The sequence below is a fragment of the Hyphomonas oceanitis genome (assembly GCF_036964545.1).
Classification (GTDB): Bacteria; Pseudomonadota; Alphaproteobacteria; order Caulobacterales; family Hyphomonadaceae; genus Hyphomonas; species Hyphomonas oceanitis.
In genome coordinates this window covers 254,202-276,592 of the sequence record NZ_JBALTL010000005.1, presented here as the reverse complement: position 1 = coordinate 276,592, position 22,391 = coordinate 254,202, and the positions used below count along the sequence as shown (strand labels likewise).

23 protein-coding genes are annotated in these 22,391 nt (G+C 61.5%); 8 read left to right on the top strand and 15 right to left on the bottom strand.

Annotation, left to right across the window (positions count from 1 at the left end):
* The first annotated feature begins 10 nt into the window (after positions 1–10).
* Positions 11–484, top strand: a complete 474-nt coding sequence (locus V7651_RS14970) for a hypothetical protein (RefSeq protein WP_335613637.1) — start codon at positions 11–13, stop codon at positions 482–484.
* On the opposite strand, the gene V7651_RS14965 is transcribed toward V7651_RS14970, so the two are convergent.
* Positions 481–852 carry a hypothetical protein gene (locus tag V7651_RS14965; RefSeq protein WP_335613636.1) on the bottom strand — a complete coding sequence of 124 codons (372 nt, stop codon included), beginning with the start codon at positions 850–852 and terminating at the stop codon, positions 481–483. The genes V7651_RS14970 and V7651_RS14965 overlap by 4 nt on opposite strands.
* A 157-nt stretch (positions 853–1,009) precedes the next feature.
* Between V7651_RS14965 and gatB the strand changes: the two genes are divergently transcribed.
* The gene (gatB, locus tag V7651_RS14960) at positions 1,010–2,521 is read left to right on the top strand and encodes an Asp-tRNA(Asn)/Glu-tRNA(Gln) amidotransferase subunit GatB (protein WP_335613635.1); all 1,512 of its coding nucleotides are present in this window, start codon (positions 1,010–1,012) and stop codon (positions 2,519–2,521) included.
* Between the two features lie 4 nt (positions 2,522–2,525).
* Here gatB and V7651_RS14955 read toward each other — a convergent pair whose 3' ends face one another.
* A complete protein-coding gene (locus tag V7651_RS14955; RefSeq protein ID WP_335613634.1) occupies positions 2,526–3,401 on the bottom strand; it encodes a LysR family transcriptional regulator in 876 nt (291 codons plus the stop codon).
* Between the two features lie 164 nt (positions 3,402–3,565).
* On the opposite strand from V7651_RS14955, the gene V7651_RS14950 reads away from it, so the two are divergent.
* Positions 3,566–3,937 carry a group I truncated hemoglobin gene (locus tag V7651_RS14950; protein ID WP_335613633.1) on the top strand — a complete coding sequence of 124 codons (372 nt, stop codon included), beginning with the start codon at positions 3,566–3,568 and terminating at the stop codon, positions 3,935–3,937.
* Between the two features lie 43 nt (positions 3,938–3,980).
* Complete coding sequence (locus tag V7651_RS14945; RefSeq protein ID WP_335613632.1) at positions 3,981–4,487, top strand: GFA family protein; 507 nt, start codon at positions 3,981–3,983, stop codon at positions 4,485–4,487.
* 9 nt (positions 4,488–4,496) lie between these two features.
* Here V7651_RS14945 and V7651_RS14940 read toward each other — a convergent pair whose 3' ends face one another.
* From V7651_RS14940 to V7651_RS14920, 5 genes are all read right to left on the bottom strand, one after another.
* The gene (locus V7651_RS14940; RefSeq protein ID WP_335613631.1) at positions 4,497–4,931 is read right to left on the bottom strand and encodes an HIT family protein; all 435 of its coding nucleotides are present in this window, start codon (positions 4,929–4,931) and stop codon (positions 4,497–4,499) included.
* The gene (locus tag V7651_RS14935) at positions 4,928–6,091 is read right to left on the bottom strand and encodes a GNAT family N-acetyltransferase (RefSeq protein WP_335613630.1); all 1,164 of its coding nucleotides are present in this window, start codon (positions 6,089–6,091) and stop codon (positions 4,928–4,930) included. The genes V7651_RS14940 and V7651_RS14935 overlap by 4 nt, the downstream gene beginning before the upstream one ends.
* A gap of 25 nt (positions 6,092–6,116) precedes the next feature.
* Entirely contained in the window at positions 6,117–6,833 is a 717-nt protein-coding gene (locus V7651_RS14930) for a glycerophosphodiester phosphodiesterase family protein (protein WP_335613629.1), read from the bottom strand.
* A 6-nt stretch (positions 6,834–6,839) separates the two neighbouring features.
* Positions 6,840–7,301, bottom strand: coding sequence for a RidA family protein (locus V7651_RS14925; protein ID WP_035537884.1), 462 nt, complete (start codon positions 7,299–7,301; stop codon positions 6,840–6,842).
* Between the two features lie 69 nt (positions 7,302–7,370).
* Entirely contained in the window at positions 7,371–8,666 is a 1,296-nt protein-coding gene (locus tag V7651_RS14920) for a DNA polymerase IV (protein WP_335613628.1), read from the bottom strand.
* A 124-nt stretch (positions 8,667–8,790) separates the two neighbouring features.
* Here V7651_RS14920 and V7651_RS14915 point away from each other — a divergent pair, with 124 nt between their 5' ends.
* The 3 genes from V7651_RS14915 (at position 8,791) to V7651_RS14905 (ending at position 11,834) form a co-directional block, all read left to right on the top strand.
* Complete coding sequence (locus tag V7651_RS14915; protein ID WP_034738512.1) at positions 8,791–9,180, top strand: response regulator; 390 nt, start codon at positions 8,791–8,793, stop codon at positions 9,178–9,180.
* Positions 9,177–10,544, top strand: coding sequence for a PleD family two-component system response regulator (locus tag V7651_RS14910; RefSeq protein WP_335613627.1), 1,368 nt, complete (start codon positions 9,177–9,179; stop codon positions 10,542–10,544). Before V7651_RS14915 ends, V7651_RS14910 begins: the two co-directional genes overlap by 4 nt.
* A gap of 63 nt (positions 10,545–10,607) precedes the next feature.
* Positions 10,608–11,834: an MFS transporter gene (locus V7651_RS14905; protein ID WP_335592002.1), complete on the top strand. Its 1,227-nt coding sequence runs from the start codon at positions 10,608–10,610 to the stop codon at positions 11,832–11,834.
* Between the two features lie 66 nt (positions 11,835–11,900).
* On the opposite strand, the gene rpmG is transcribed toward V7651_RS14905, so the two are convergent.
* The 3 genes from rpmG to rnr all read right to left on the bottom strand — a co-directional run bounded on the left by rpmG (position 11,901) and on the right by rnr (position 15,174).
* Positions 11,901–12,068 (bottom strand): 50S ribosomal protein L33, encoded by a 168-nt coding sequence (gene rpmG / locus V7651_RS14900; protein WP_034738520.1) that lies wholly within the window; start codon positions 12,066–12,068, stop codon positions 11,901–11,903.
* A gap of 86 nt (positions 12,069–12,154) precedes the next feature.
* Complete coding sequence (locus V7651_RS14895) at positions 12,155–12,889, bottom strand: NUDIX hydrolase (protein WP_335613626.1); 735 nt, start codon at positions 12,887–12,889, stop codon at positions 12,155–12,157.
* Positions 12,886–15,174 carry a ribonuclease R gene (gene rnr / locus V7651_RS14890; RefSeq protein WP_335613625.1) on the bottom strand — a complete coding sequence of 763 codons (2,289 nt, stop codon included), beginning with the start codon at positions 15,172–15,174 and terminating at the stop codon, positions 12,886–12,888. Before rnr ends, V7651_RS14895 begins: the two co-directional genes overlap by 4 nt.
* A 152-nt stretch (positions 15,175–15,326) precedes the next feature.
* Here rnr and V7651_RS14885 point away from each other — a divergent pair, with 152 nt between their 5' ends.
* Positions 15,327–15,965 carry a hypothetical protein gene (locus V7651_RS14885; RefSeq protein ID WP_335613624.1) on the top strand — a complete coding sequence of 213 codons (639 nt, stop codon included), beginning with the start codon at positions 15,327–15,329 and terminating at the stop codon, positions 15,963–15,965.
* 21 nt (positions 15,966–15,986) lie between these two features.
* Here V7651_RS14885 and V7651_RS14880 read toward each other — a convergent pair whose 3' ends face one another.
* The 5 genes from V7651_RS14880 to V7651_RS14860 all read right to left on the bottom strand — a co-directional run bounded on the left by V7651_RS14880 (position 15,987) and on the right by V7651_RS14860 (position 22,363).
* On the bottom strand, positions 15,987–16,655 hold the full coding sequence (locus V7651_RS14880; protein ID WP_335613623.1) for a M90 family metallopeptidase: 669 nt from the start codon (positions 16,653–16,655) through the stop codon (positions 15,987–15,989).
* A 54-nt stretch (positions 16,656–16,709) separates the two neighbouring features.
* Entirely contained in the window at positions 16,710–17,390 is a 681-nt protein-coding gene (locus V7651_RS14875; protein WP_335613622.1) for a M23 family metallopeptidase, read from the bottom strand.
* A 42-nt stretch (positions 17,391–17,432) separates the two neighbouring features.
* Entirely contained in the window at positions 17,433–20,033 is a 2,601-nt protein-coding gene (gene topA / locus V7651_RS14870) for a type I DNA topoisomerase (RefSeq protein WP_335613621.1), read from the bottom strand.
* Between the two features lie 66 nt (positions 20,034–20,099).
* A complete protein-coding gene (gene lptG, locus V7651_RS14865) occupies positions 20,100–21,224 on the bottom strand; it encodes an LPS export ABC transporter permease LptG (protein WP_035537899.1) in 1,125 nt (374 codons plus the stop codon).
* The gene (locus V7651_RS14860) at positions 21,221–22,363 is read right to left on the bottom strand and encodes an LptF/LptG family permease (protein ID WP_051624689.1); all 1,143 of its coding nucleotides are present in this window, start codon (positions 22,361–22,363) and stop codon (positions 21,221–21,223) included. Before V7651_RS14860 ends, lptG begins: the two co-directional genes overlap by 4 nt.
* Positions 22,364–22,391 lie beyond the last annotated feature (28 nt).

Below are 22,391 nucleotides of genomic sequence, written 5' to 3'. Positions count from 1 at the left end.
GCTGCTCCACATGAAACGCTTTCTCATTCTCTTCGCCATCATGCTCGTTGTCTCGGTCGGCCTGATGTGGGCCATGATGGCGCAGAACGGGTATGACCTGTTCGCGCCCGAGATGTCCGGCATGATGCTCGTGGCCGTTCTGGTGGCAATGTATGTGTCCTTCCGGATTTCGCGGATCCTGGCCAAGCGGGCCGAGCGCGCGGAAGGCGGCTCGCCGCTGAAAGGCGCGCAAAAATCCAAACTGTCCGGCCTGTTCAATTCCAAAAGCCAGGCCCTGCAGGCGCGTGAAGCTCGCGTTGCCGCCCGCCGCAAACAGCTGATCGCCGAGGGCAAGCTGGAAGAAGAGGCGCCAGCCGAGCCTGAAGTGGCGCCGACACCCCCGGGTGAAGCCCCGACCCGCGTGCCGCAGTCTGCCTCAGTGGCTGACAAGATGGCGGCCCGCCGCGAGCGCTACAAGCGTGCCAAGGAAGAAGGCAAGATCTAGCTGGCGATTGCGGCCTGAAGCCGGGGCGGTGCCTTATGGGTGCTGGCCGCGGCCTCAACCCGCACTTTCGTGCCGCCGCCGGGTCCATCCTCCTCCTCATCATCCGCGCGTGACCTGTCGGTGATGCGCGAGAGATAGATGCCGACGCCAACCAGTCCGCCAATCGGCCCGAATTGCAGCATCATGGCCGCGATGAACAGGATGGGCATGTCGAGCTTGAGGTTGCCGAAGGCGGCGATCACCATGAACAGGCCGACCGCGCCGACCAGAAGCCCCACCGCAAAGCCCGCGATCAGGTGCTTCAGGAAGCCCCTCACAATCGGCCGTTCGTCTTCTCCGGACCCGTCCAGGATCATCTTGAACAACATGGTTTCCCTCCCGATGCGCTATTGCGCTTGGCCGCATTCTTGACCAGTCCGGCGCAAAAGGGAAGTCAGGGCCCATTGAGCAGCCTTCGCGGCTCGACAGGCCGGGCCGCTTGCCGCTAAAAGAACCCAGATTTTCAACTGGATCAGAAGGCAAGCCATGTCAGCGCGCACACCCTACGTAATCAAAGGCGACACCGGCGACTGGGAAGTCGTCATGGGGCTTGAGATCCACGCGCAGGTGGCCTCGAATGCCAAGCTGTTTTCGGGCGCCTCGACGGAATTTGGCGCCGACCCGAACTGCAACGTCTCGCTGGTCGATGCCGCGATGCCGGGCATGCTGCCGGTGATCAACAGGAAGTGCGTCGAGCAAGCCGTGCGCACAGGTCTTGGCCTCAAGGCCGAGATCAATCTCTACAGCCGGTTTGACCGCAAGAACTATTTCTATCCTGACCTGCCGCAGGGCTACCAGATCAGCCAGTTTGCCCACCCCATCGTCGGTGAAGGCGAGATCGATGTGGACGTTGAGCCCGCTCATGGCGGCGAGGCCTACAGCTTCCCGTGCCGCATCGAGCGCCTTCACCTTGAGCAGGACGCCGGCAAGTCGATCCACGACATGGACCCGAACTCCACCTATGTGGACCTGAACCGCTCCGGCGTCGCGCTGATGGAAATCGTGTCGAAGCCGGACGTGCGTTCGCCTGCCGAGGCCGCCGCCTATGTGAAGAAGATCCGCGCCATCGTGATCGCGCTCGGCACATGCGACGGCGACATGGACAAGGGCAACCTGCGCGCTGACGTGAACGTGTCGGTCTGCAAGCCCGGCCAGTACGAGAAATTCCGCGAGACGGGCGATTTCAGCCATCTCGGCACGCGCTGCGAGCTGAAGAACATGAACTCGTTCCGCTTCATCCAGCAGGCGATTGAGTACGAAGCACGCCGCCAGATCGAGATCATCGAAGGCGGCGGCAGTGTGGACCAGGAAACGCGCCTGTTCGACCCTGTGAAGGTCGAAACGCGCTCCATGCGCTCCAAGGAAGACGCGCACGATTACCGTTACTTCCCGGACCCGGACCTGTTGCCGCTCGAAATCGAGCAGGCCTGGATCGACGAGATCAAGGCAAGCCTGCCGGAACTGCCGGACCAGAAGCGCGCGCGCTTTGAATCCGAATACGGCATCTCGCACTATGACGCCGGTGTGCTTATCGCGGACGCCGACAAGGCCGCCTATTTCGAGACCGTGGCCAAGGGCCGTGACGCGAAACTGGCTGCCAACTGGGTAACGCAGGAACTGTTCGGCTACCTGAACAAGGAAGGCCTTGAACTCGGCGATAGTCCGGTCTCGGCGGATGCGCTGGGCGGACTGATCGCCCTGATCAGCGACGACACGATCAGCGGCAAGATCGCAAAGGATGTTTTCGCGCGCATGATTGCGGGCGAGGGCGAAGCGGCGGCGATTGTCGAAAAGCACGGCCTGAAACAGGTGACCGACACAGGCGCCATCGAGAAGGTCGTCGACGAGATCATCGCGGCCAACCCGGAACAGGTCGAGAAAGTCAAAGAGAAGCCGCAGACGCTCGGCTGGTTCGTCGGCCAGGTGATGAAGGCCTCAGGTGGCAAGGCCAACCCGAAAGCCGTGAACGATATTCTGAAAGCGAAGCTGGGGCTTTAAGAGTCTAGCGGGTTCCGGCCCCCTCGAACAATGGGCTGATGCCAACGATTTCGCGCTGCATGTATTGGCGGAAAAGGGTCACGCGCCTGGTGTTGCGCAGGTCGCGATGATAGAGCAGCCATAGTCCGAGATCATGGTGTTTTTCCGGCTCATGGAACCTCACCAGATGCGGATCGCTGTCGCCCATGAAGCACGGCAGGTATCCGACACCCAGCCCTCCCCGGATGGCGGCGATTGTCAGTGACGTGTCGTCCACGCAGAAGGAATGATCGGCCTGTGGCCTCGCCTGCCTGGTCCAGGTTCGGTGGTATTCGCAGCAATCGACGCCTATCCACTTTTCCGCAACCTTACCGGCCTCGAGGGCGGCGCAGTATTCGGTTGATGCGTATACTGCCGAGGAGACGGTGGTCAGCCGGGTACCGATCAGTGTTTCGCCCGGCGTATTTGTCTGCCTCAGGGCAATATCGGCATCGCGTTCGGCCAGGCGGACGGAATCGTTGGTCACTTCAATATGCAGGTCAATGCCCGGATAGGCGGCGCTGAACCCGGCAAATAGCGGCATCAGTACGGTCGAGGCCATATTGGCGATGGCCGTAACGCGAAGTTCCCCCGAGGGCGCGTCGCTTTGGCCTGTGCTGGCTGCCTCGAAGGACAATAACTCCCGCTCTATACGGGTGGCGGATGTCCTCAGGTTCTCGCCCGCCTCGGTCAGGACATAGCCGGTCGCGCTGCGCTCAACCAGCGGCGTCCCCAAGTCTTTTTCCAGCGTATGTATGCGCCGCGAGACGGTGGAGTGCTGGACGCCCAGCCGCTTGGCCGCAGCGCTGAATGAGCCTTCGCGCGCCAGGGCAAGGAACATCCGCGCGTCATCCCATTGCATTTGGCGTCCCCCTCGGCGTGCATTTTTGCACAACCGCTTTCGATTTCTATCGAGTTTCCAGGATCGTGTGAGAATGCGACCCAGTTGGCAACCGAAATCGGGGCGTGGTGGGGCTTCACCAAACCGGCGGCACGTATCTGGACGGTAAGGAAAGGACTTCGAGAATGACGGTATCACTTTACGACCGCCTCGGCGGATATGATGCAATCGCACTATTTGCGACACAGCTTGTTGACCAGGCAAAGGCTGACGACTTGCTGGGGCGCTTCTGGGCCCATAGCGGCGAAGACAGGGACGCCCGAGCTTTGCAGATGTTGATCAACTATCTCGTGCGGGAAACAGGGGGCCAGATGTATTATACCGGGCGTGACATGGCGCTGGCCCATGCCGGAATGGGGATCACGGACGTTGACTGGACGCGTTTCCTCGAGATTGTGGTTAGCGTGGCGGGCGAACTTGGCGTTGAGGCCCAGGAAGGTGGTGAGGTGATGGCGTTTCTGGACAGTCTCAAGAGCGACATTGTCACCTCATCGTAACGGACCGGCTATCGGCACGAAACGCCAGTATGGAAGGCAGGCGATGACTAATACACTCTTCTCAGCTGAGGGTGGCTGCACATGTGGCCATGTTCGTTACAGCCTGCTGTCAAAGCCGATGATCGTGCATTGCTGCCATTGCCGCTATTGCCAGAGGCAGACCGGGGCAGCCTTTGCGCTGAATGCGCTTATCGAAGCCGATCAGGTAAAAGTGACTGGCGCCGATGTCGAGGATATCCTCGTCGACACGCCGAGCGGCAGGGGGCAGACGATCGCGCGCTGCCCCAGGTGCCGCGTTGCGGTGTGGAGCCATTATCACATGTCCGGCTTGCGGGAGCGCATAAACTTCATCCGTGTCGGGACGCTCGACAATCCTGACCTCTGCCCGCCCGATGTGCATATCTACACGTCCGACAAGCAGCCTTGGGTGCGCCTGCCCGACGGCGCACGGGCGGTCGACATCTATTATGAGTATGAGGTCACTTGGTCGCCGGACAGCCTGCGCCGACGGGCCGCGTTGTTCGAGGCGGCGGGAATCCCGATGCCTTAGGGAGTGCTTCTACAGCGCCGCGCGAATCTTCAATGCAAGCTTCTCCAACTCGCCCATATCGGCCATGCCGCCGCTGCCGTGGCGGCCGAGGGGGACGCTTTCCCAGCGCGGGATCACGTGGAAATGGAGATGATAGACGGTCTGCCCGGCTGGGGCGCCGTTGAACTGCGTGACGACGAGGCCGTCAGGCTTCAGCGCGGCTTCGACGGCCTTGGCCACTTTCTGCACCGCTAGCATGTAAGGCCCGAGTTTCTCGGGCGGCATTTCGAGCAGGTTGCGTGCTTCAACATCCTTGGGGATGACCAGCGTGTGGCCTTCGGCTTGCGGAAAAACGTCCATGAAGGCGAGGGCGGTATCGTCCTCGTAGACTTTGACGGCGGGCATCTCGCCACGCAGGATTTTTGCGAAGATATTGTCGGAATCGTAGGTGTCGTGAAGGGTCATGAGTCTTTCTTAAAGGGTGTGCGCTCTGTGAGATAGTCCATGTCGGATTCAACCGCGTCGCGTTCGCGGGTGAGATAGTCGGCGACGGCATTGCGCAGGCCCGGATGGGCGATCCAGTGTGCCGATCGGGTGAGGACTGGCACGTAGCCGCGGGCGAGCTTGTGGCCACCCTGGGCGCCCGCTTCGACGTACTGAAGACCGCGCGCGATGGCGAAGTCGATGGCCTGGTAATAGCAGGTTTCGAAGTGGAGCATCGGCCGCTGGTCGCTGCAGCCCCAGTAGCGGCCATAAAGCGTGTCGGACCCGATCAGGTTCATGGCGCCGGCGATAGGCTCGCCATCCTCCATGGCGAAGACGAAAAGCAGGTCGTCCGCCATGCGATCACGCAAGAGGGAGAAGCTCAGGCGCGTGAGATACGGCGTGCCCCATTTGCGGCTGCCGGTGTCCATGTAGAACTGGAAGAAATGGTCGAGATGGTCCTCGGTGATCGCGTCGCCGGTGAGGTGGACGAACTCGACGCCCTCCTGTGCCTTTGCGCGCTCCTTGCGCAGGTTCTTGCGCTTGGCCGATGAGAGCGCGCCCAGGAAGCCATCGAAGTTCTCGTAACCGTCATTCTCCCAGCGAAACTGCTGGTCGGTGCGCGAGAGGAGGCCGGTATTCTCCAGCACGTCTGCGTCGTCATGGTCGATGAAATTGATATGCAGCGAGGAGAGATCATTCTCCTCGGCGAGTTGGATCGCCCCAGCGAGAAGCGCGGCCTTGAGCTGGATTTCGTCAGGGCCGGGCGGCACGAGGCGGCGGCGGCCCGTAACGGGCGTGAAGGGCACGGCGGCGAGGAGTTTTGGATAATAGGAGCCGCCCGCGCGTTCGAACGCTTCGGCCCAGCTATGGTCGAACACAAACTCTCCACGCGAATGCATCTTGGCATAGAGCGGCATGGCGGCGCGCAGGCGCCCGTCATCGCCGCGGATCAGCAAGTGGCGCGGCACCCAGCCCGTTCGCGGCGTTGCGGCGCCGCTGCTCTCCATGGCCTCCAGGAATTCCCATGTCAGGAAGGGATCGTAGCGCGCGCCCGGCGGATTGGCGATGGCGTTCCACTCATCGGAAGACACCTCGGCCAAGGCCGGGACGATCGTGATTTTGAGCGCGGTGTCGTCCATGCCCATCAATCTAGGGCGCGCGGCATCATGTTGCCAGCGGAACGGGCAGGTGTTCGAAGATGATGCCGCCATTCAGCACATGGATGCGGCGGACATCCTCAATCGTGCGCACCGTCCAGACGACAAAGGGCAGCTTTCCGGCGAGCGAGACGGCGGCACGCTCGGCATCAGCGACATTGATGGCGAGATAGTCGACCTTGCGCTCAAGCGCGCGGGCGAGCTTGGCGTCAAACTCGGCTTCGCTGGTGCGGCTGATCGGGTGGATCAGCTGGCCGCGCATCACCGCTTCGGGAATGGCGTCGACGGCGGCTTCCGAAAAGCTCATCGCGGCAGCAGGGCCGATATGGCCCGTTAGCATCTCACCCACCTTGCGGGCGAAGGCAACGGGGTCTGTGTTCCCCTCGATCTTCATTTCGGTGAGCAGAGGCAGGTCGGTCGGCCAGATGTCGAGCAAGGCGTGCAGCGTGGGCACAGGCTGGTCCGTGCCAGCCAGCCGCACGGCCTGAAGGTCATGCGCCGTCATGTCTTCGAATACGGCCTCGACGCCCGTCATGCGGACAAGGGTGGGGTCATGAAAGACCATGACCTCGCCGTCCTTCGAGGGCCGCACGTCATATTCGATGCCGAGTCCGGCATCGATGGCGGCCTCGAAGGCGGCAAGAGAATTTTCCGGATGGCCATCGGCGGACCAGAGACCGCGATGTGCATAGGTAAATGCTGTCAGGTCAAAGTGCCGGGCCATCGGATACTATCCTTCGATTTCAAACACACCGTCGACTTCAACCGCGACGCCAAGCGGCAGGACCGGGCAGGCCACAGCCGAACGCGCATGCTTGCCGGCATCGCCAAAGACTTCGACCATCAGGTCGGAACAGCCATTGATGACCTGCGGGATGTCGGTGAAATCGCCGGCTGCGTTGACGAAGCCGCCAAGCTTCACGACGCGCTTGATGCGCGAGAGGTCGCCCACGGCGGCCTTGCACTGGGCGATCAGGTTGATGCCGCACTGGCGAGCGGCGTGCTGGCCAGCCGAGAGTTCCATGTCTTCGCCGAGGCGGCCCGTGATGCGGCCGGTAGGCGTGGCGCTGACCTGGCCTGAGACGAACAGCATGTTACCGGTGATCACGTAGGGCACGTAATTGGCGACGGGCACCATTGGGGCGGGCAGTTCAATGCCGAGGGCGTCGAGGCGGGCTTCTGGGGTGGTCATGTGGGGCGTGCTCCGGTGCGTTAATGACGGTGTGGCCCCTGCATGCCGCACGTTGCGGAAGGGGGCAAGTCAGCCATCTGACTCGCGCAGTTTCGCAATGCGGGCAGCGCGGCCGGTGACGACGGCATCCGTGCCGAAGCGCGCACGAGCCGCGTCGGAGGCGCGCTCGGCGGCGGCGCGCTTGGCAATGCTCGGGTCAAGCAGGTCGACCGTATCGGCGCGATGGTCGTCAAGGCCGGAGATACCGATGCCGATCAGGCGATAGCGTTCGCGGCCATTGGCTTCACGGGCCAGAAGCGGCCGACCGGCGCGGAAAATTTCCTGGGCGAGTTGTGTGGGTTCCGGCAGTGAAATGCGCCGGGTAAGCGCGCGGAAGTTCGCGGTCTTCAGTTTCAGTGTCACGACGACCCCGACAACGCCCACGGCTTTGGCGCGGTCGGCGGTTTTTACACACAGCTGCCAGAGCTCGTCTTCAAGCGCGGCGGGATCGGAAATGTCAGTGCGGAACGTGGTCTCGCTGGAAACGGATTTGCGCTCCTCGTCATTGCGCACAGGGCGGTTGTCGAGGCCGTGGGCGCGTTGCTTCAGCCACATGCCTGTCTCGCCGTAGCGCTGGATCAGTGGCTTCAGCTCGGCCTGCTGGATATCGTGGACGGTATCGAAACCGTCGGCGGCGAGTTTCTGGGCAAATTTCGGGCCGACGCCGTGCAGGAAGTCGATGGGTTTAGGGCCGAGCAGGGCTTCTGCCTCTTCCGGCGCGATGACGGCGAAGCCGCGCGGCTTGTCGAGTTCACTGGCCGTCTTGGCGAGGAACTTGTTGGACGAGAGGCCGATGGAGACGGTGATGCCGATGTCGCGTTCGATATCCCGGGCGAGGCGGGCGAGGCTGACGGCAGGCGGAGCGTGATGGGTGGTCTCAGTGCCGGAAAGGTCCATATAGGCCTCGTCGATGGAGACCGGCTGGACCAGTGGCGTCAGCGCGTCCATCTTTTCGCGCATCATCGTTGCGGCTTCGCGGTACTTCCCGAAATTGGAGCTGATCACCACGGCGTCCGGGCAGAGTTTCAGCGCCTTGAACATGGGCATGGCGGACCGCACGCCATAGAGGCGGGCAATGTAACAGCAGGTGGAGACGACACCGCGCTGACCGCCGCCGACGATGACCGGCTTGTCCTTCAGGCTGGGATCGTCGCGTTTCTCGATGGCGGCGAAGAAGGCGTCGCAGTCGAGATGCGCAATGCTGAGTTGCGTCAGTGCGGGATGCGCAATGATCCGGCCCCGTCCGCAGCGCGTACAGGCTGAAACGGCACCGTTTTCCAGATGCAGGCAATCACGGCAAAGGGCGTACATGACAAGAATGTTCATGCCATGTTCCGCGACTCGCGGCAATGAGATGTGTACGCTAGTGTAAAGCCAAATTAAGTATTTGGGGTATAGCTAAAATAGATTGAATAGAATTCGGCCGAATCATTAGTCGTTACGGGGAATTATGGCGGAAAAGCGCACCAGAAAAGTGCTGGTTGTTGAGGACAATGAACTCAACATGCGCCTCTTTTGCGACTTGTTGGACGCCTATGGCTTTGCAACCTACCAGTGCCGCGATGGCGCCAAGGCGGTCGAAATTGCCCGGCGCGAGCTGCCGGATCTCATCATCATGGACATCCAGCTGCCCGAAGTCTCGGGCCTCGACATCACGCGTTGGTTGAAAGATGACGACAAGGTCGCGCATATCCCTGTCCTGGCTGTAACGGCATTTGCCATGCGGGCCGACGAGCAGCGCGTTCGCGAAGCCGGCTGTGAGGGATACCTCTCGAAGCCGATCCAGATCATGACCTTCATCAAAGCGGTGGAGGCGCTGATGCCCAAGGAGCCTGCATGAGCGCCAGGATCCTTGTCGTCGACGATATTGAAGCCAACAGCCGCCTGCTGCAGGCCAAGCTGGAGGCGCAGTACTTCAACGTGCTGCATGCCGAGAATGGCAAGCAGGCGCTGGATCTCGCTCGCGCCCAAATGCCGGATATAATCCTGCTCGACGTGATGATGCCAGGCATGGATGGCTATGAAGTCTGCCAGCGCCTAAAAGCGGACCCCCGCACTTCCTTCATTCCCGTGGTTATGGTGACTGCGCTCAGCGACACTGAAGACCGTATCCGCGGGCTCGAAGTCGGCGCGGAAGATTTCCTCACGAAGCCGGTAGATGATTTCGCGCTGATGTCGCGTGTGGGCGCGCTGATGCGCTACAATGCGGTTGCCTCGGAACTGCGCCAACGTCAGGCCAGCGGCCTGAAGGCCGGTGCGGTTGAAGCGATCAGCGAAGAAGAGCTGAACCGTTCCGCACGCGCTTTCATCATCGACGACAACCCGCGTACGTCGGCCCGTATTGCCACCATGATGCGCGAGGCGGGCCATTCTGCCACGACGCTTCTGGAGGCGGGCGACATGTCCAACCTCTCGGAAATGGGCGTCGACATCTTGATATTGTCGGCTGCATCAAAAGCCTTCGATGCGCTGAAACTCTGTGCCCATTTCCGGATGACCGAAGCGACACGTGCGATCTCGATGCTTCTGGTTTGTGATCAGGCGGATACGTCCAAAGCCGGTCGCGGCCTGCAGATTGGCGCGAATGACGTGATCTTCTCGCCGGTAGACCGGCTGGAGTTGCTGGCGCGTGTGCGCACGCAGACACGCCGTTCCCGCTATATCGACATGCTGCGCAAGCGGGTGGATCGCGGGCTCGAACTCTCGGTCATCGACCAGCTTACCGGCCTCTACAACCGCCGCTACATGGTCGACCAGCTCCAGCAGCTGATGCAGCGCTCGGTTATGGGCGGTAAGCCCGTTTCCGTGGTGATGTGCGATATCGACCATTTCAAATCGGTCAACGACACCTATGGCCACGATGCAGGCGATGAAGTGTTGCAGGAAGTGGCGACCCGTCTCAGGGAAAATGTACGGCCCAGTGATATTGTCTGCCGGCCGGGCGGCGAAGAGTTCATGGTCATCATGCCGAACACGGCTGGAGACCTTGCCTGCGCAGCGGGTGAGCGCATCCGCCGCGCCGTTGCGAGCCGGCCCTTCAGTGTCAGCGGCGGACGCCGTGAGATCACCCTTACCATCAGCGCAGGGGTCGCCACGATCAATGGGCCGGACGATACGATGGCAGACCTGATGAAGCGTTCCGATACGGCGCTCTATCAGGCCAAGTCCGGCGGCCGAAACCGCGTTGAAAGCATTGCCGCCTGATTGACTTGGGCCACGACGCGGCGCAACTGCACGTTTTGAGCTTCCAAGGCAGGTTTTAAGGACATGGCAGATCGTTTCGCGGCGTTCAGGCACTCGTCCTACAGCCGCTATTTCACCTCCCGTTTCATGACCGCCTTTGCGGCCCAGATCGTGTCGGTCTCGGTCGCCTGGCAGATCTATGACGAGACGCAGAACGCGATTTATCTCGGTTGGATCGGGCTGGTTCAGTTCCTTCCCGCCCTGCTGCTGGTCTTCGTGACGGGGCTTGCCTCGGACACGTTTGGGCGGCGGCTGGTGATGGGCCTCGCCATCCTCGTCGAGATGAGCTGCGCGGCGGGCATATTGTTCCTGGCGGCGACAAACCAGTTCCACCCGGTCTGGGTGCTGGCCATCCTGACCGCGTTCGGCGTGGCGCGGGCCTTCCTGTCGCCGGCATCTGCCAGCCTCGCGGTGAACGTGGTGCCGCGTGAGGATTTCGCCAATGCCGTTGGCTGGAATGCCTCGGCCTGGCAGATGGCCTCCATTGTCGGGCCTGTCGTGGGCAGCCTCCTCTATGGCGTGTCGCATGTGCTGTCCTATTCCACCGCGACGGTGATGTTTGCCATCGCAGCGGTGCTGATCTTCTCGATCCCCAAGCCGCCCCAGCGCGTCTCTACGGAGCCCAAGACGCTGAGCGTGGTTCTGGGTGGGTTCACCTATGTCTGGAAGCAGAAAGTGGTGCTGGGGGCGATCTCACTCGACCTGTTCGCGGTGCTGCTTGGTGGGGCGGTTGCGCTGATGCCGGTCTATGCGCGCGACATCTTGCAAGTGGGCGAGACGGGCCTTGGCCTGATGCGGGCGGCGCCGGGTATTGGCGCGCTGATCGTGACGGCCGTTATCACGGCTTTCCCGATTCGCGAGCATGCAGGGAAGATCCTGTTCGTCTGTGTGGCCCTGTTCGGCCTGTCGACTGTGGTGTTCGGCTATTCGACCGTGGCGTGGCTTTCGATCCTGGCGCTCGTCTGCGTTGGCGCGTTCGATATGGTGTCGGTCTATATTCGCGAGATATTGCTGCAGCTCTGGACGCCGGACCAGGTGCGGGGGCGGGTGAATGCGGTGAATTCCATTTTCCTTGGTGCTTCAAACGAGCTGGGCGAGGCGCGGGCCGGGTTCATGGCGGCGAAGTGGGGGGCGGTGTTTACCGTCGTGGCGGGCGGCTATGCGGCCGTGGGCATTGCAGCGGCGTGGTCGGTGCTGTTCCCGGGCATACGCAAGGCGAGCAACCTGCACGAGGGCAATCCGGACGCCTGAGGCCCATAAGCAAAAAGCCCGCTCTTGCGAACGGGCTTTTGACAAATTGCCTTTAAAAGCAGGATCTTACTTGATCTTGCCTTCTTTGAATTCGACGTGCTTTTTCACGATCGGGTCGTACTTTTTCATCACGAGCTTTTCAGTCTTCGTGCGTGGGTTCTTCTTGGTGACATAGAAGAAACCTGTATCGGCCGTCGAGTTGAGGCGAATCTTGATCGTGGTTGGCTTGGCCATAGTGTTGGCTCGCTTGTGCTAGCGTCTGAAACTGGAAAGCGGCTTAATGACGGGGCCCGAAGGGGAAGTCAAGCAGTGTTCCTGCTCTAAAGCCTGTCCGTTGTGTGACCATTCCGAGTCCATCGGAGGAACGGTGGGCCTTTTGGGGCTTGTTGCTTTGCAATCCGCTCTCCGATTTCGCCCAGCATGAAGCGTGTAACCGAGGGCAGGTCGAGGTCCAGGGCGTCGGCCAGCGTCACCCATTGCAGGTCTGACAGCTCTGCGCCGTCCACAGGGGGGCGTTCGTCAATCAGGGCATCTTCGGCATCGGCCATGAAAAATCGAGCGTCAAAGCGCTTGGGGCGGTAGGGCGGCGTGATCGCGCGGCCGATGAACTCGAAGGATTCGAGGCAGGGCATGACGCCCTCGCCATAATAGCGGTGCCAGCCCTGCGGCGGTTTGCCGGTATGCGTGCCGGGGCGGCCGACGATCAGGCCGGTTTCCTCGAATGTCTCGCGGATAGCCGTCAGCGCGAAGGCGTGGGGCGCACGGCGGGTGCCGATGGCGAGCTTGGTGGCCACAGGCTCGGAGAGGGGCGTCAGCGTCGGTGCACGGGCATCGTGAGGGTCCACACGGCCACCGGGGAAGACGTATTTGTCGGGCATGAACGTGTGCCCGCCAGAGCGCTTGCCGAGCAGGACGCGCGGTGTGGCAGCATCCCTGCGGACGAGGATCAGCGTGGCGGCATCCTTGGGCCGCGGACTGCGCTGGTCGGTGACCACAACGTCACCCTCATCTTCCTTGTCGAAGGCTGATTTTATGCCCGGTACGGCCTCGCTCATCTCCTCGGTCCCTTTGACTTGCCTTTGCCCTTCGTCTTCGGAAGGGTCTTCTTGTTGAATCTAGGCTTGCCAGAGCGGGGAGGTCCACCCTTACGGCGGGGAACGTTGCCGATATCCATTTCGCGGCGGTGCTGCTTGCGGCCTTCGGGGGCCGGCTGCGGCTCGGAGAGCATTTCGAGCAGGAGGCCGCCTTGCAGGGGCGTTACTTCCTTCAGCTTCACGCGGACGATCTGGCCGAGGCTGTAGGTCTTGCCGCTGCCACGCGCATAGAGGGCCATGGCGGCCTCGTCCTGTACCCAATAGTCATCCGAGATGGTCGAGATCGGGATGAAGCCGTCGGCGCCTGTTCCGGCGAGGGCAACGAACAAGCCGGAGCCCGTGACGCCGGTGATGCGGCCTTCGAACTCGGCGCCGACCTGATCCTTCAGGAAGAGGGCGAGATAGCGGTCTGTGGCTTCGCGCTCTGCGGCCATCGAGCGGCGCTCGGTGTCGGAGATGTGCTGCGCGGTCTGCTCAAGCTGCGAGGCGGCTTCTTTCGACAGGCCGTCAGGTCCGAGCTTCAGCGACGCGATCAGCGCCCGGTGGACGATGAGGTCTGCGTAGCGGCGGATCGGCGAGGTGAAGTGCGCATAGCGTTCGAGGTTCAGACCGAAGTGACCGAGATTCTCCGGGGCATAGACGGCCTGCGCCTGCGTGCGCAGGATCATCTGTGTGACCATCTGGTCGAATTCGGTGCCATTAAGCTCGCTGAGCAGCTTGTTGAACTTGTGGGTCTGCGGGCGTTCGCCGACATTCCATTTCAGCTCCAGCGTCTGCAGGAAGTCCGCGAAGGCGGCGATCTTGGCATCGGTCGGCGTGTCGTGGACGCGGTAGATGAGCGGGCTCTTCTGGCGTTCCAGCGTTTCGGCGGCGGCGACGTTGGCCTGGATCATGAACTCTTCGATCAGGCGGTGAGCTTCAAGGCGTTCCTTGGTATAGATGCCGTCAATCTCGCCATCTTCCTTGAACCGGATCCGGCGTTCCGGCAGGTCGAGGTCGAGCGGGCCGCGTTTGTCACGAGCCTTTGCGAGCGCGTGATAGGCGTCCCAGAGCGGGCGCAGCACAGTGTCCAGCATCTCGCCAGCCTTGCCGCCGGGCTTGCCGTCAATGGCAGCCTGCGCCTCTTCATAGGAGAGCTTGGCGGCAGACTTCATCATGCCGCGAATGAAGCGGTGCGAGCGCTTGTGGCCATCCGATCCGAAGATCATCTCAACAGCCAGCGTGCGGCGCAGTTCGCCTTCCTTCAGCGAGCATTCGTCAGCCGACAGTTCAAACGGCAGCATCGGGATGACGCGGTCCGGGAAGTAGGTGGAGTTGCCGCGTTTCAGCGCTTCCTTGTCGAGGGGCGAGCCCTCGGTGACATAGGCGGCGACATCGGCAATGGCGACGATCACGCGCCAGCCATCGTCCAGCTTTTCGGCGAAGACGGCATCATCATGGTCGCGGGCATCGGCCGGGTCGATCGTGATGAGGGCGGTCTGCGTCAGGTCTTCGCGTTCGGCGGCGGCCGGTTTCGGGTCGCGGGCCTGCGCGAGGGCGGCCTCGGGAAACTCGGTGGGGATGTCGTGAGCGTGGAGGGCCAGAAGGCTCGCCGAGCGCGGGTCCGTGATATGGCCTATGATCTCGGTGATCTCGCCGAGGGCCGGGCCATGATGGCGGCGGCCCTGGGGCTTCGGCTCGGCGATCACGAGATCGCCATCCTTGGCACCCTTGGTGTCGGCTTCCTGAATCACGAATTCGCGGCGGTCCTTCCGGCTGGACGGGTTGACCCGGCCGCCGCGTGCAGTGGTTGAGTAAAGGCCGACCAAGCGATCTGAAATGCGCTTTTCCATGACCGTGATGGCGCGGGCGCGCCATTCGCCGTCATGCTCGTTGATCTTGCACAGGGCGCGGTCGCCGACGCCGGGCGCCTTGGACTTGCCCCGCGGCTTGCCCGAGGGACCAGCATAGATGATGTCAGGGCCGAAGGGGCCATTGTCGCCTATCGACTTGCCGATCAGGTCGCCATTCTTGTCGATCCGCATGAATTCGACGATGCCGGTGGGCGGCGGGCGATCAGCCTGTGACCAGGCGCGTTTGCCGGTGCGTTCGAGGGCGCCGTCGGCTTCGAGTTCGCGCAGGATGGCGCGCAGCGTGGCGCGTTCCTCACCCTTGACCTTGAGGCCCTTGGCGATGGCTTGTTTCGTTGTGGCAGTGGGATTGTCCCGAATATAATCAAGGACAGTTTGCTTATCTGGAAATGTCATAATCCGGCATATAAGGGATTCTTGCCCGAAATGCTTGTGGGAAATGCCGCAGATACTTGATTGGCAATAGGAGGCATCATAGAACATAATGGCAACATATCGTTGCGGCCTAATTTTTACATTTGGTGGCACAGCCGATGGCGCACTCAAATATGTCAAATGCATTCGTTGCTCTCGTTGAAAGTCCCTCAGCGGACGACTTGATGGATGGGCGAACGGAAGGGAAATCGCTCTGTAGCGCGCTTGAACTGGCTGCAATTCCGCATTCGTACAGGTTGGCTGTCACATCCGACACCCTGTCGAAATGTCTTCAGTCTCAGCTTCTCGAAATTAGCAGAGAGAAACAAAAGCTTCCGATTCTACATATCAGTGCGCACGGAAATGCGAACGGTATCGGGTTAGCGGACGGCACATATGTCTCTTGGGTTCAGCTACGCACTCTCATTGCTTGGCTTAATGTGGAGATGAATGGAAATCTGTTGATCTGTATGTCCAGTTGCGGTGGCGCCGGTGCTGGTGCAATGGCGTTTCATACAGATGAAGAACCTCCGTATTGGAAACTTATTGGAAACGTGGGCGATGTCATATGGTCCGATAGTTCCGTAGGTTTTACCGCGTTCTATCATAATCTGTTCAAGTACGGTGATGTCGATTTGGCATACAACGCCATGTGTATAGCGTCAGGAAATCACGACTTCAGATGTTATGATGGACATGAGATCAAATCGAATTGGGCTAACTCGATGCAAACGACCAATTCAAATGCATTGTCGGGTCAGAATTTCTCTTAGTTCTAAGCCGGTCCCTTTCAATTAACGTCCATCCTCGTAGAAATGGGCCAGGCGGTCGTGCACACGGCGGAAATGGTCGCGCAGCATGTCGGGCTGTTCGAAATAGGCCGTGGTGGTGCAGTTGAAGAAATCGGCCTGGCTGGTGGCGGCGTGTGGCGTCAGCGGTGTCTCGAACCCGTTGGCGAGGCGCGTGCGGAGGAAATCCAACTCCTCATCCATGTCGGCACACCATTTTTCGTGGCATTCGGCCGAATGGGTGGCGGGCAGGCCGTCCCGGAAGATGTTCCGGTTGTCGAGCCGGTGGGCAAGCTCGTGCATGGCCGCGCAGCAGCCCGGGATGGACAGCACGCCATCCTTCATGATGCTGGCCCAGCAGAGATCCATCCGGCCCCAGCGCGAATAGCGGCCGATCATCTGGTCGTCGGTGGGCACGCCGCGTTCGCGTATCACGATACGCATGCCGAGATCGAAACGCTCACGCGGGCGATTGAGAAGTAGGAGGCAGGCATAGGTCGCGAGGGTGACCCGCACACGGGAGGTGACGTCAAAACCGTCGGCGCCGCGAAACTCCACATCCTGCAGGAATTGGTCGACGAGATGGGTAAAGCGCGCCCTGCGCCCCGGTGACAGTTTTGCCACGACGGGCGATGCCGCATCAATCATGATTTCGAGTCGGGTGGGTCCAGCCATCGACCGGCGATATACAACCAGAAGGCAATAAAGTCTCGCATAAAATGAATAGATTTAGTCGATAGGTGGAATGGCGAGCGGGTCGGTGGGCGCGAGGGCAAATGATCCCGCCTGTTCACCCCATTCGCCGGTCAGGATCTCGTAGTGGAGATGGCGCGGCACGAGGTAGCCGGCCGTATTGCCCATGACGCCGATGATCTGACCGGCGAGGACCGTGTCGCCCGCCTTGAAGCCGGAGAAACTGGCCATGTGGGCATAGCGGGTGAAGACGCCATTGCCGTGGTCGATGACCATCATGTTGCCGAAATCGTCGCGGTATTGCGCCTCGCGGATCGTGCCGTCGGCGGCGGCATAGATGGCGACGGGGTCGCGATTGTAGAGATCGACGCCGCTATGGACCTGACCGTTGCGGGCGCCGAAGCCGGACGACACGCACCCATCCTCGACGGGAGCACGGGCGAGGGTTACGCCGTTGATCGTGATCATCGCGGTATAGCCGATGATGTGCAGCCCGGTATCGGTGGGTGGCGCATTGGCGACGTAGAGCTTGGGGCAGAGCGACAGCGTGACCGGGAAATCATAGATGACAGGCAGGGCAGGCTGAGGCGGCGGCAGGGGCTCGACGACTTCCTCAACCAGCGGCTCCAGCGGTGGCAGCCTTTCGATTGTAAATATCCACGTGACGCTCGCCGCGAGCAGGGCAAACGGGAACATAAGGCGGGGCGACAGGCGCATCGCGAGGGGGAGCCAGTCCGGGCCTTGCGGGCCCGGCGCGGCCTAGTCCTCTGTCTTCGCGGCAGGCGTTTTCTTCGCCGCCGGTTTCTTCTTGGCAGCAGCCTTCTTCGGCGCGGCCTTCTTCTTCGGCGCAGCCTTCTTCTTGGCCGGGGCAGCCGCCGCGCGGGCGTTCACCAGTTCCACGGCCTGTTCCAGTGTGATGGCGTCCGGCGCGATCTCTTTCGGGATCGTCGCGTTGACCTTGCCATGCTTCACGTAAGGCCCGTAGCGGCCCGCGAAGACCTGGATCGGCTCGCCGTCTGCGTGATTGCCGAGTTCCTTCAGTGGCGTGGCGCCACCGCGACCCCGGCCCGGATTGGCCTTCTTGTCCTCGATCAGCGCCACGGCGCGGTTGAGGCCGATATTGAAGACGTCTGCCGGGTCTTTCAGGTTCGCATATGTCTTGCCATGCTGAACGTAGGGACCGAAACGGCCGAAATTGGCCAGGATGGGTTCGTTGTCTTCCGGGTGGCGGCCGACTTCGCGCGGCAGGAGCAGCAGCTCCACGGCGCGTTCGAGCGTCAGCTCCTGTGGCTTTTCTTTCTCGGCCTTGGTGAGGGAGGCGCGTTGCGGCTTTTCGCCATTCGCCATCTCGACATAGGGGCCGAAGCGACCGGTCTTGAGATAGATCATCTCGCCGGTTTCCGGGTGGATGCCGATCTCGTTGCCGTCCGGGTTGATCGCGGCTGCCGCGTCGCCATCGGCGCTGAACTGGCGGGTGAACTTGCACTCAGGGTGGCGCGAGCAGCCGACAAAGGCGCCGAATCGGCCAAGCTTCATGGATAGCTCGCCCTCCTTGCAGAGCGGGCACTGACGCGGGTTTTCGATCGGGTTGCCTTCGGCATCCTGACGCGGGAACACGTAAGCGCCGAGCGTCTCGTTGAGGGCGTCCAGCACGGCGGAAACGCGCAGATCCTTGGTGCCGTCAATGTCAGCAGCGAACTGTTTCCAGAACTCGTGCAGGAACGCTTTCCAGTCGAGCTTGCCGTCGGAGATGACATCGAGCTTTTCTTCGAGACCGGCGGTGAAGTCATATTCCACATAGCGCGAGAAGAAGTTCTCGAGGAAGGCCGTCACGAGGCGGCCCTTGTCTTCGGGGATCAGCGCCTTGCCTTCGATGCGGACATAGCCCCGGTCTTCCAGCGTCGACATGGTGGACGCATAGGTCGACGGGCGGCCAATGCCGAGTTCTTCGAGGCGCTTGACGAGGCTGGCCTCGGTGTAGCGCGGCGGCGGGGCGGTGAAGGACTGGTTCGCGAGTGCGTTCAGGAGGTCCGCGTGCTGGCCGGCTTCCATCTTCGGCAGGCGGCCTTCGGCGTCGTCTTCATCGTCCCCCGCGTCATGGCCTTCGGTGTAGAGCTTTATGAAGCCATCAAACACGAGGACCTGACCGGTGGCGCGCAGCGTGGCGCGCTTATCCTTGGAGGCAAGGTCGATCGTGGTGCGCTCGAACAGGGCGGTTTCCATCTGGCTGGCCACGGCGCGGCGCCAGATAAGGGTGTAGAGTTTCTTCAGGTCACCGTCGCCGTGATAGTCCTCAGGGCGCAGGTTGAAGTCGGTCGGTCGGACGGCTTCGTGGGCTTCCTGCGCGTTCTTGGCTTTGGAGGAATAACGACGCGTGTTTTCCGGCAGGTAGCGGGCGCCATAGTTCGACTGGATCATGGTGCGGGCCGCGGCATAGGCTTCTTCGGCCATGTTGACGCCGTCGGTACGCATATAGGTGATGCGGCCCTCTTCGTAGAGTTTCTGGGCGGCCTGCATGGTGCGCTTGGCGCCGAAACCGAGCTTGCGGGAGGCTTCCTGCTGCAACGTAGAAGTAATGAAGGGCGGCGGCGGGTTGCGCTTGACGGGCTTCGCCTCGACGCTGGAGACCGAATAGCCGCCGGTCTGGACGATTTCGAGTGCCTTGTCGGCGTCGCCCTTGTTGCCGAGTGTGAACTTCTTCAGCGTGTCGCCATCAAGAGCATGCAGGCGGGCTTCGAAGTCGGTCCCGTCGGGGGCACGCAGTGTGGCGGCGATGTTCCAGTATTCCTGCGGGCGGAACAGCTCGATCTCGTTCTCGCGGTCACAGACAATGCGCAGGGCAACGGACTGAACGCGGCCGGCCGAGCGGCTGCCGGGAAGCTTGCGCCAGAGGACGGGTGAGAGGTTGAAGCCGACCAGATAGTCCAGCGCGCGGCGCGCAAGGTAGGCATCAACAAGTTCCTGGTCGATCTGGCGCGGGTGTTCCATGGCCGTTGTAACGGCGCTTTTGGTGATCGCGTTGAACACGACGCGCTCGACGTGGATGTCCTTCTTGAGCGCACGACGCTTCTTCAGGGCTTCGACGAGGTGCCAGGAAATGGCTTCCCCTTCACGATCAGGGTCGGTCGCGAGAATGAGGGTGTCGGCGTCTTTCAGCGAGTTCGCAATGTCGGAGATGCGCTTGGCCGACTTGGAGTCAGCTTCCCATATCATGTCGAAATCATTGTCCGGATCGACCGAGCCATTCTTCGATGGCAGGTCGCGGATGTGACCGTACGAGGCGAGAACCTTGTAGTCCTTGCCGAGGTATTTGTTGATCGTTTTGGCCTTTGCGGGCGATTCGACGACGACAAGTTTCATGGAGGCACCTCTTCAAGGGCGGGAGTGATGGGGGGCACAAGCGCCGTATGTCAAGGCCGCAACTGGTCAGCCATCTTCCCGATAGGCGAGCCATGTGAGGGTACAGAAGAGCACAAACAAGGGGGGGCTCCATGCTGCAATTACAGCGGGAGCTGCACCCGTGGCACCGAGGCTGGACGAGAATTGGGTGAAGAAATAGAGGCCGACGGCCAGCAGTGAGCCTATGGCGAGGAGGCGCGATGTGCCGCCAAGACGCGACAGGCGCAGGCAGACAATGGCGCCGATCAGGCCCATGGCAACGAACAGAGCCGGGGTCGCCATGAGGCTGTTCCAGCGCATCTTGTAACGCGAAGCATCGAGCCCGGCGGCCTGCGTCTGGTGCACGAACCGGGGCAGGTTCCAGAAGCCGATTGTGTTTGGCGAGGCGAACTTGTCGAGCAGGGTGACGGCGTCAAGCGAGGTCGGGATGGCGAGGTTCTTCTTGCGCTCGGGCGGCAGGTTGGGGACGTTCTCGACCACATTCTCGAGTTGCCAGAAGCCGTTGCGGAGATAGGCGCGGTCGGCATCGATGCGCCGCACGAATGTATAGTCATTGGTGGGCTGGTTGCCGGCGAAGAGGCGCTCTTCCTGGATCATCTTCACCTTGATCAGCACGATGCCGCCATCTTCCACGCGGGCCGCATGGATCACGATCTGGCTGGTGTCGTCGCCCTGACGTAGCCAGACGCCGCTGTCCGAGACGGCCATGGCTTCGCGGCCATCGTTCAGCAGGCGGGCGCGTTCCAGCTCGAAGGATTCCGTCAACCGGGCCGCAAACGGGTTGAGAAGCGTGGTCGTGAAGATTCCGAGCACGAGGCCCATGATGATGACCGGGGCCAGGAAGCGCCAGGCCGAGATGCCGCTGGCGCGAATGATCGAGAGTTCCGAGCGGCGATTGAGGCGTGTGAAGGCCAGCATGCTGGCCACAAGGATGGCGAAGGGAAGCGTCTGCTCCATGATTTGGGGCAGCTTCATGAGCGACAGCCGCAGCGCGCCGCCGAGGCTGAGCTTTACGTCACCGCCAACCGTGCGCAGCTGCTCGACCACGTCGATCATCAGGATGGCGAGCAGCAGAACGCCAAGGACGAGCAAGAGGCCGGTCAGGCATTCGCGCAGGATGTAGCGTTGAATGCGGTTGAAGGTGATGTTCATGCCGGCACCGCATGATCGGGTGCGCCGCCGCCAGACCCTCGATGTGGGGCCTTGCCGATCTTTCGACCGCCATGGAAGTAAACATAACTGAGCCCGCCAATCACGCTGAGCGGCAGGATCCACTGGAGAATATTGAGGCTCGGATCACCCGCCGCAGCCGATTGCACCGCGAGTTGGATGATGAGGACCGTAATTGCGCCCGCCGAGGCGATGGCGATGCGCTTGCCATAGCCCTTTCGGCTAAAATCGCCGCCAAGGACGGCAAAGATCGCTATCAAGGCCATGACGATATTGAGCAAGGGCGTCGTCAGGCGGGAATGGCCTTCAGCCAATAGCGTATCGGCGTCCTTGGCTTCGAAATAGTTGGATCGGTCGATGAAGAAGAGCTCGTAGAGGAATTTGTCCGACGCCTTGAGGCGCAGGTCTGCGTCTTCCTTCATGAAATCGCTGAGATCGAACATGTACTGGTCGAATTCGAGGATCGACAGCTGTTGGTTCTCATCGAGCTGCTGGCTGATAGCATCGCGCAGCAGGAGCGTGGGGCGGCCCTCTACCTCGACCAGGGCAGCGCTGCGAGCCAGGATGTCGGTCGGGAACTCCGGGTCGGTCATGTCCGAAATCAGCACGCCGCGCAGTTCGCCCCCGATCTGCTCGCGGGCATAGAAGGTCAGTCGTTCACCATTGGAGGTGAACTGGCCGGGGCGAATGAGGGCTGCGGCGAGGTCTGCCCGGGCCATGGAGACGGTTTCGCGCATGGCCCGTTGGGCCGAAGGCTGGACCCAGAGGTTCACCGCGAGATGGGCAATGGCGCACAGGACCGCGAGGCGCATGAGGGGCGACGCGATCTGCCAGGGTGTCATGCCGGCGGCCTGTGCGACGACGATCTCGCTGTCCTTGTGGATGCGGTTAAGCGACCAAACGCCCGCGACGAAGAGGGCGAGCGGCGTCAAAAGGGCGATCACCTGCGGCGCACCCAGCATCACGATGTAGAAGTATGTCAGCGCTGACTGGCGGTTCTCGAGGATGAGATCCGTGCGCGCGAGGCCCTGCGCAAGGAGCGCAAGCATCGCGAGACCACCGACGATGATGAGCACGGCGCGCAAGACTTCATAGAAGAGATAGGTCTGTACTTTGCTCATATGCTCAAATTGACAGTCATTTCCGGCT

Excerpts from the sequence above, each read along its gene's own strand:
- V7651_RS14935 (WP_335613630.1), bottom strand. The coding sequence starts at position 6,091 with ATGGACGACACCGCGCTCAAAATCACGATCGTCCCGGCCTTGGCCGAG.
- V7651_RS14970 (WP_335613637.1), top strand. The coding sequence starts at position 11 with ATGAAACGCTTTCTCATTCTCTTCGCCATCATGCTCGTTGTCTCGGTC.
- V7651_RS14895 (WP_335613626.1), bottom strand. The coding sequence starts at position 12,889 with ATGAGCGAGGCCGTACCGGGCATAAAATCAGCCTTCGACAAGGAAGAT.
- V7651_RS14915 (WP_034738512.1), top strand. The coding sequence starts at position 8,791 with ATGGCGGAAAAGCGCACCAGAAAAGTGCTGGTTGTTGAGGACAATGAA.
- V7651_RS14965 (WP_335613636.1), bottom strand. The coding sequence starts at position 852 with ATGTTGTTCAAGATGATCCTGGACGGGTCCGGAGAAGACGAACGGCCG.
- V7651_RS14875 (WP_335613622.1), bottom strand. The coding sequence starts at position 17,390 with ATGCGCCTGTCGCCCCGCCTTATGTTCCCGTTTGCCCTGCTCGCGGCG.
- V7651_RS14905 (WP_335592002.1), top strand. The coding sequence starts at position 10,608 with ATGGCAGATCGTTTCGCGGCGTTCAGGCACTCGTCCTACAGCCGCTAT.
- lptG (WP_035537899.1), bottom strand. The coding sequence starts at position 21,224 with ATGAACATCACCTTCAACCGCATTCAACGCTACATCCTGCGCGAATGC.
- rpmG (WP_034738520.1), bottom strand. The coding sequence starts at position 12,068 with ATGGCCAAGCCAACCACGATCAAGATTCGCCTCAACTCGACGGCCGAT.
- V7651_RS14880 (WP_335613623.1), bottom strand. The coding sequence starts at position 16,655 with ATGGCTGGACCCACCCGACTCGAAATCATGATTGATGCGGCATCGCCC.
- V7651_RS14920 (WP_335613628.1), bottom strand. The coding sequence starts at position 8,666 with ATGAACATTCTTGTCATGTACGCCCTTTGCCGTGATTGCCTGCATCTG.
- gatB (WP_335613635.1), top strand. The coding sequence starts at position 1,010 with ATGTCAGCGCGCACACCCTACGTAATCAAAGGCGACACCGGCGACTGG.
- V7651_RS14925 (WP_035537884.1), bottom strand. The coding sequence starts at position 7,301 with ATGACCACCCCAGAAGCCCGCCTCGACGCCCTCGGCATTGAACTGCCC.
- V7651_RS14945 (WP_335613632.1), top strand. The coding sequence starts at position 3,981 with ATGACTAATACACTCTTCTCAGCTGAGGGTGGCTGCACATGTGGCCAT.
- V7651_RS14955 (WP_335613634.1), bottom strand. The coding sequence starts at position 3,401 with ATGCAATGGGATGACGCGCGGATGTTCCTTGCCCTGGCGCGCGAAGGC.
- V7651_RS14940 (WP_335613631.1), bottom strand. The coding sequence starts at position 4,931 with ATGACCCTTCACGACACCTACGATTCCGACAATATCTTCGCAAAAATC.
- topA (WP_335613621.1), bottom strand. The coding sequence starts at position 20,033 with ATGAAACTTGTCGTCGTCGAATCGCCCGCAAAGGCCAAAACGATCAAC.
- V7651_RS14930 (WP_335613629.1), bottom strand. The coding sequence starts at position 6,833 with ATGGCCCGGCACTTTGACCTGACAGCATTTACCTATGCACATCGCGGT.
- V7651_RS14860 (WP_051624689.1), bottom strand. The coding sequence starts at position 22,363 with ATGAGCAAAGTACAGACCTATCTCTTCTATGAAGTCTTGCGCGCCGTG.
- V7651_RS14910 (WP_335613627.1), top strand. The coding sequence starts at position 9,177 with ATGAGCGCCAGGATCCTTGTCGTCGACGATATTGAAGCCAACAGCCGC.
- V7651_RS14885 (WP_335613624.1), top strand. The coding sequence starts at position 15,327 with ATGTCAAATGCATTCGTTGCTCTCGTTGAAAGTCCCTCAGCGGACGAC.
- V7651_RS14950 (WP_335613633.1), top strand. The coding sequence starts at position 3,566 with ATGACGGTATCACTTTACGACCGCCTCGGCGGATATGATGCAATCGCA.
- rnr (WP_335613625.1), bottom strand. The coding sequence starts at position 15,174 with ATGACATTTCCAGATAAGCAAACTGTCCTTGATTATATTCGGGACAAT.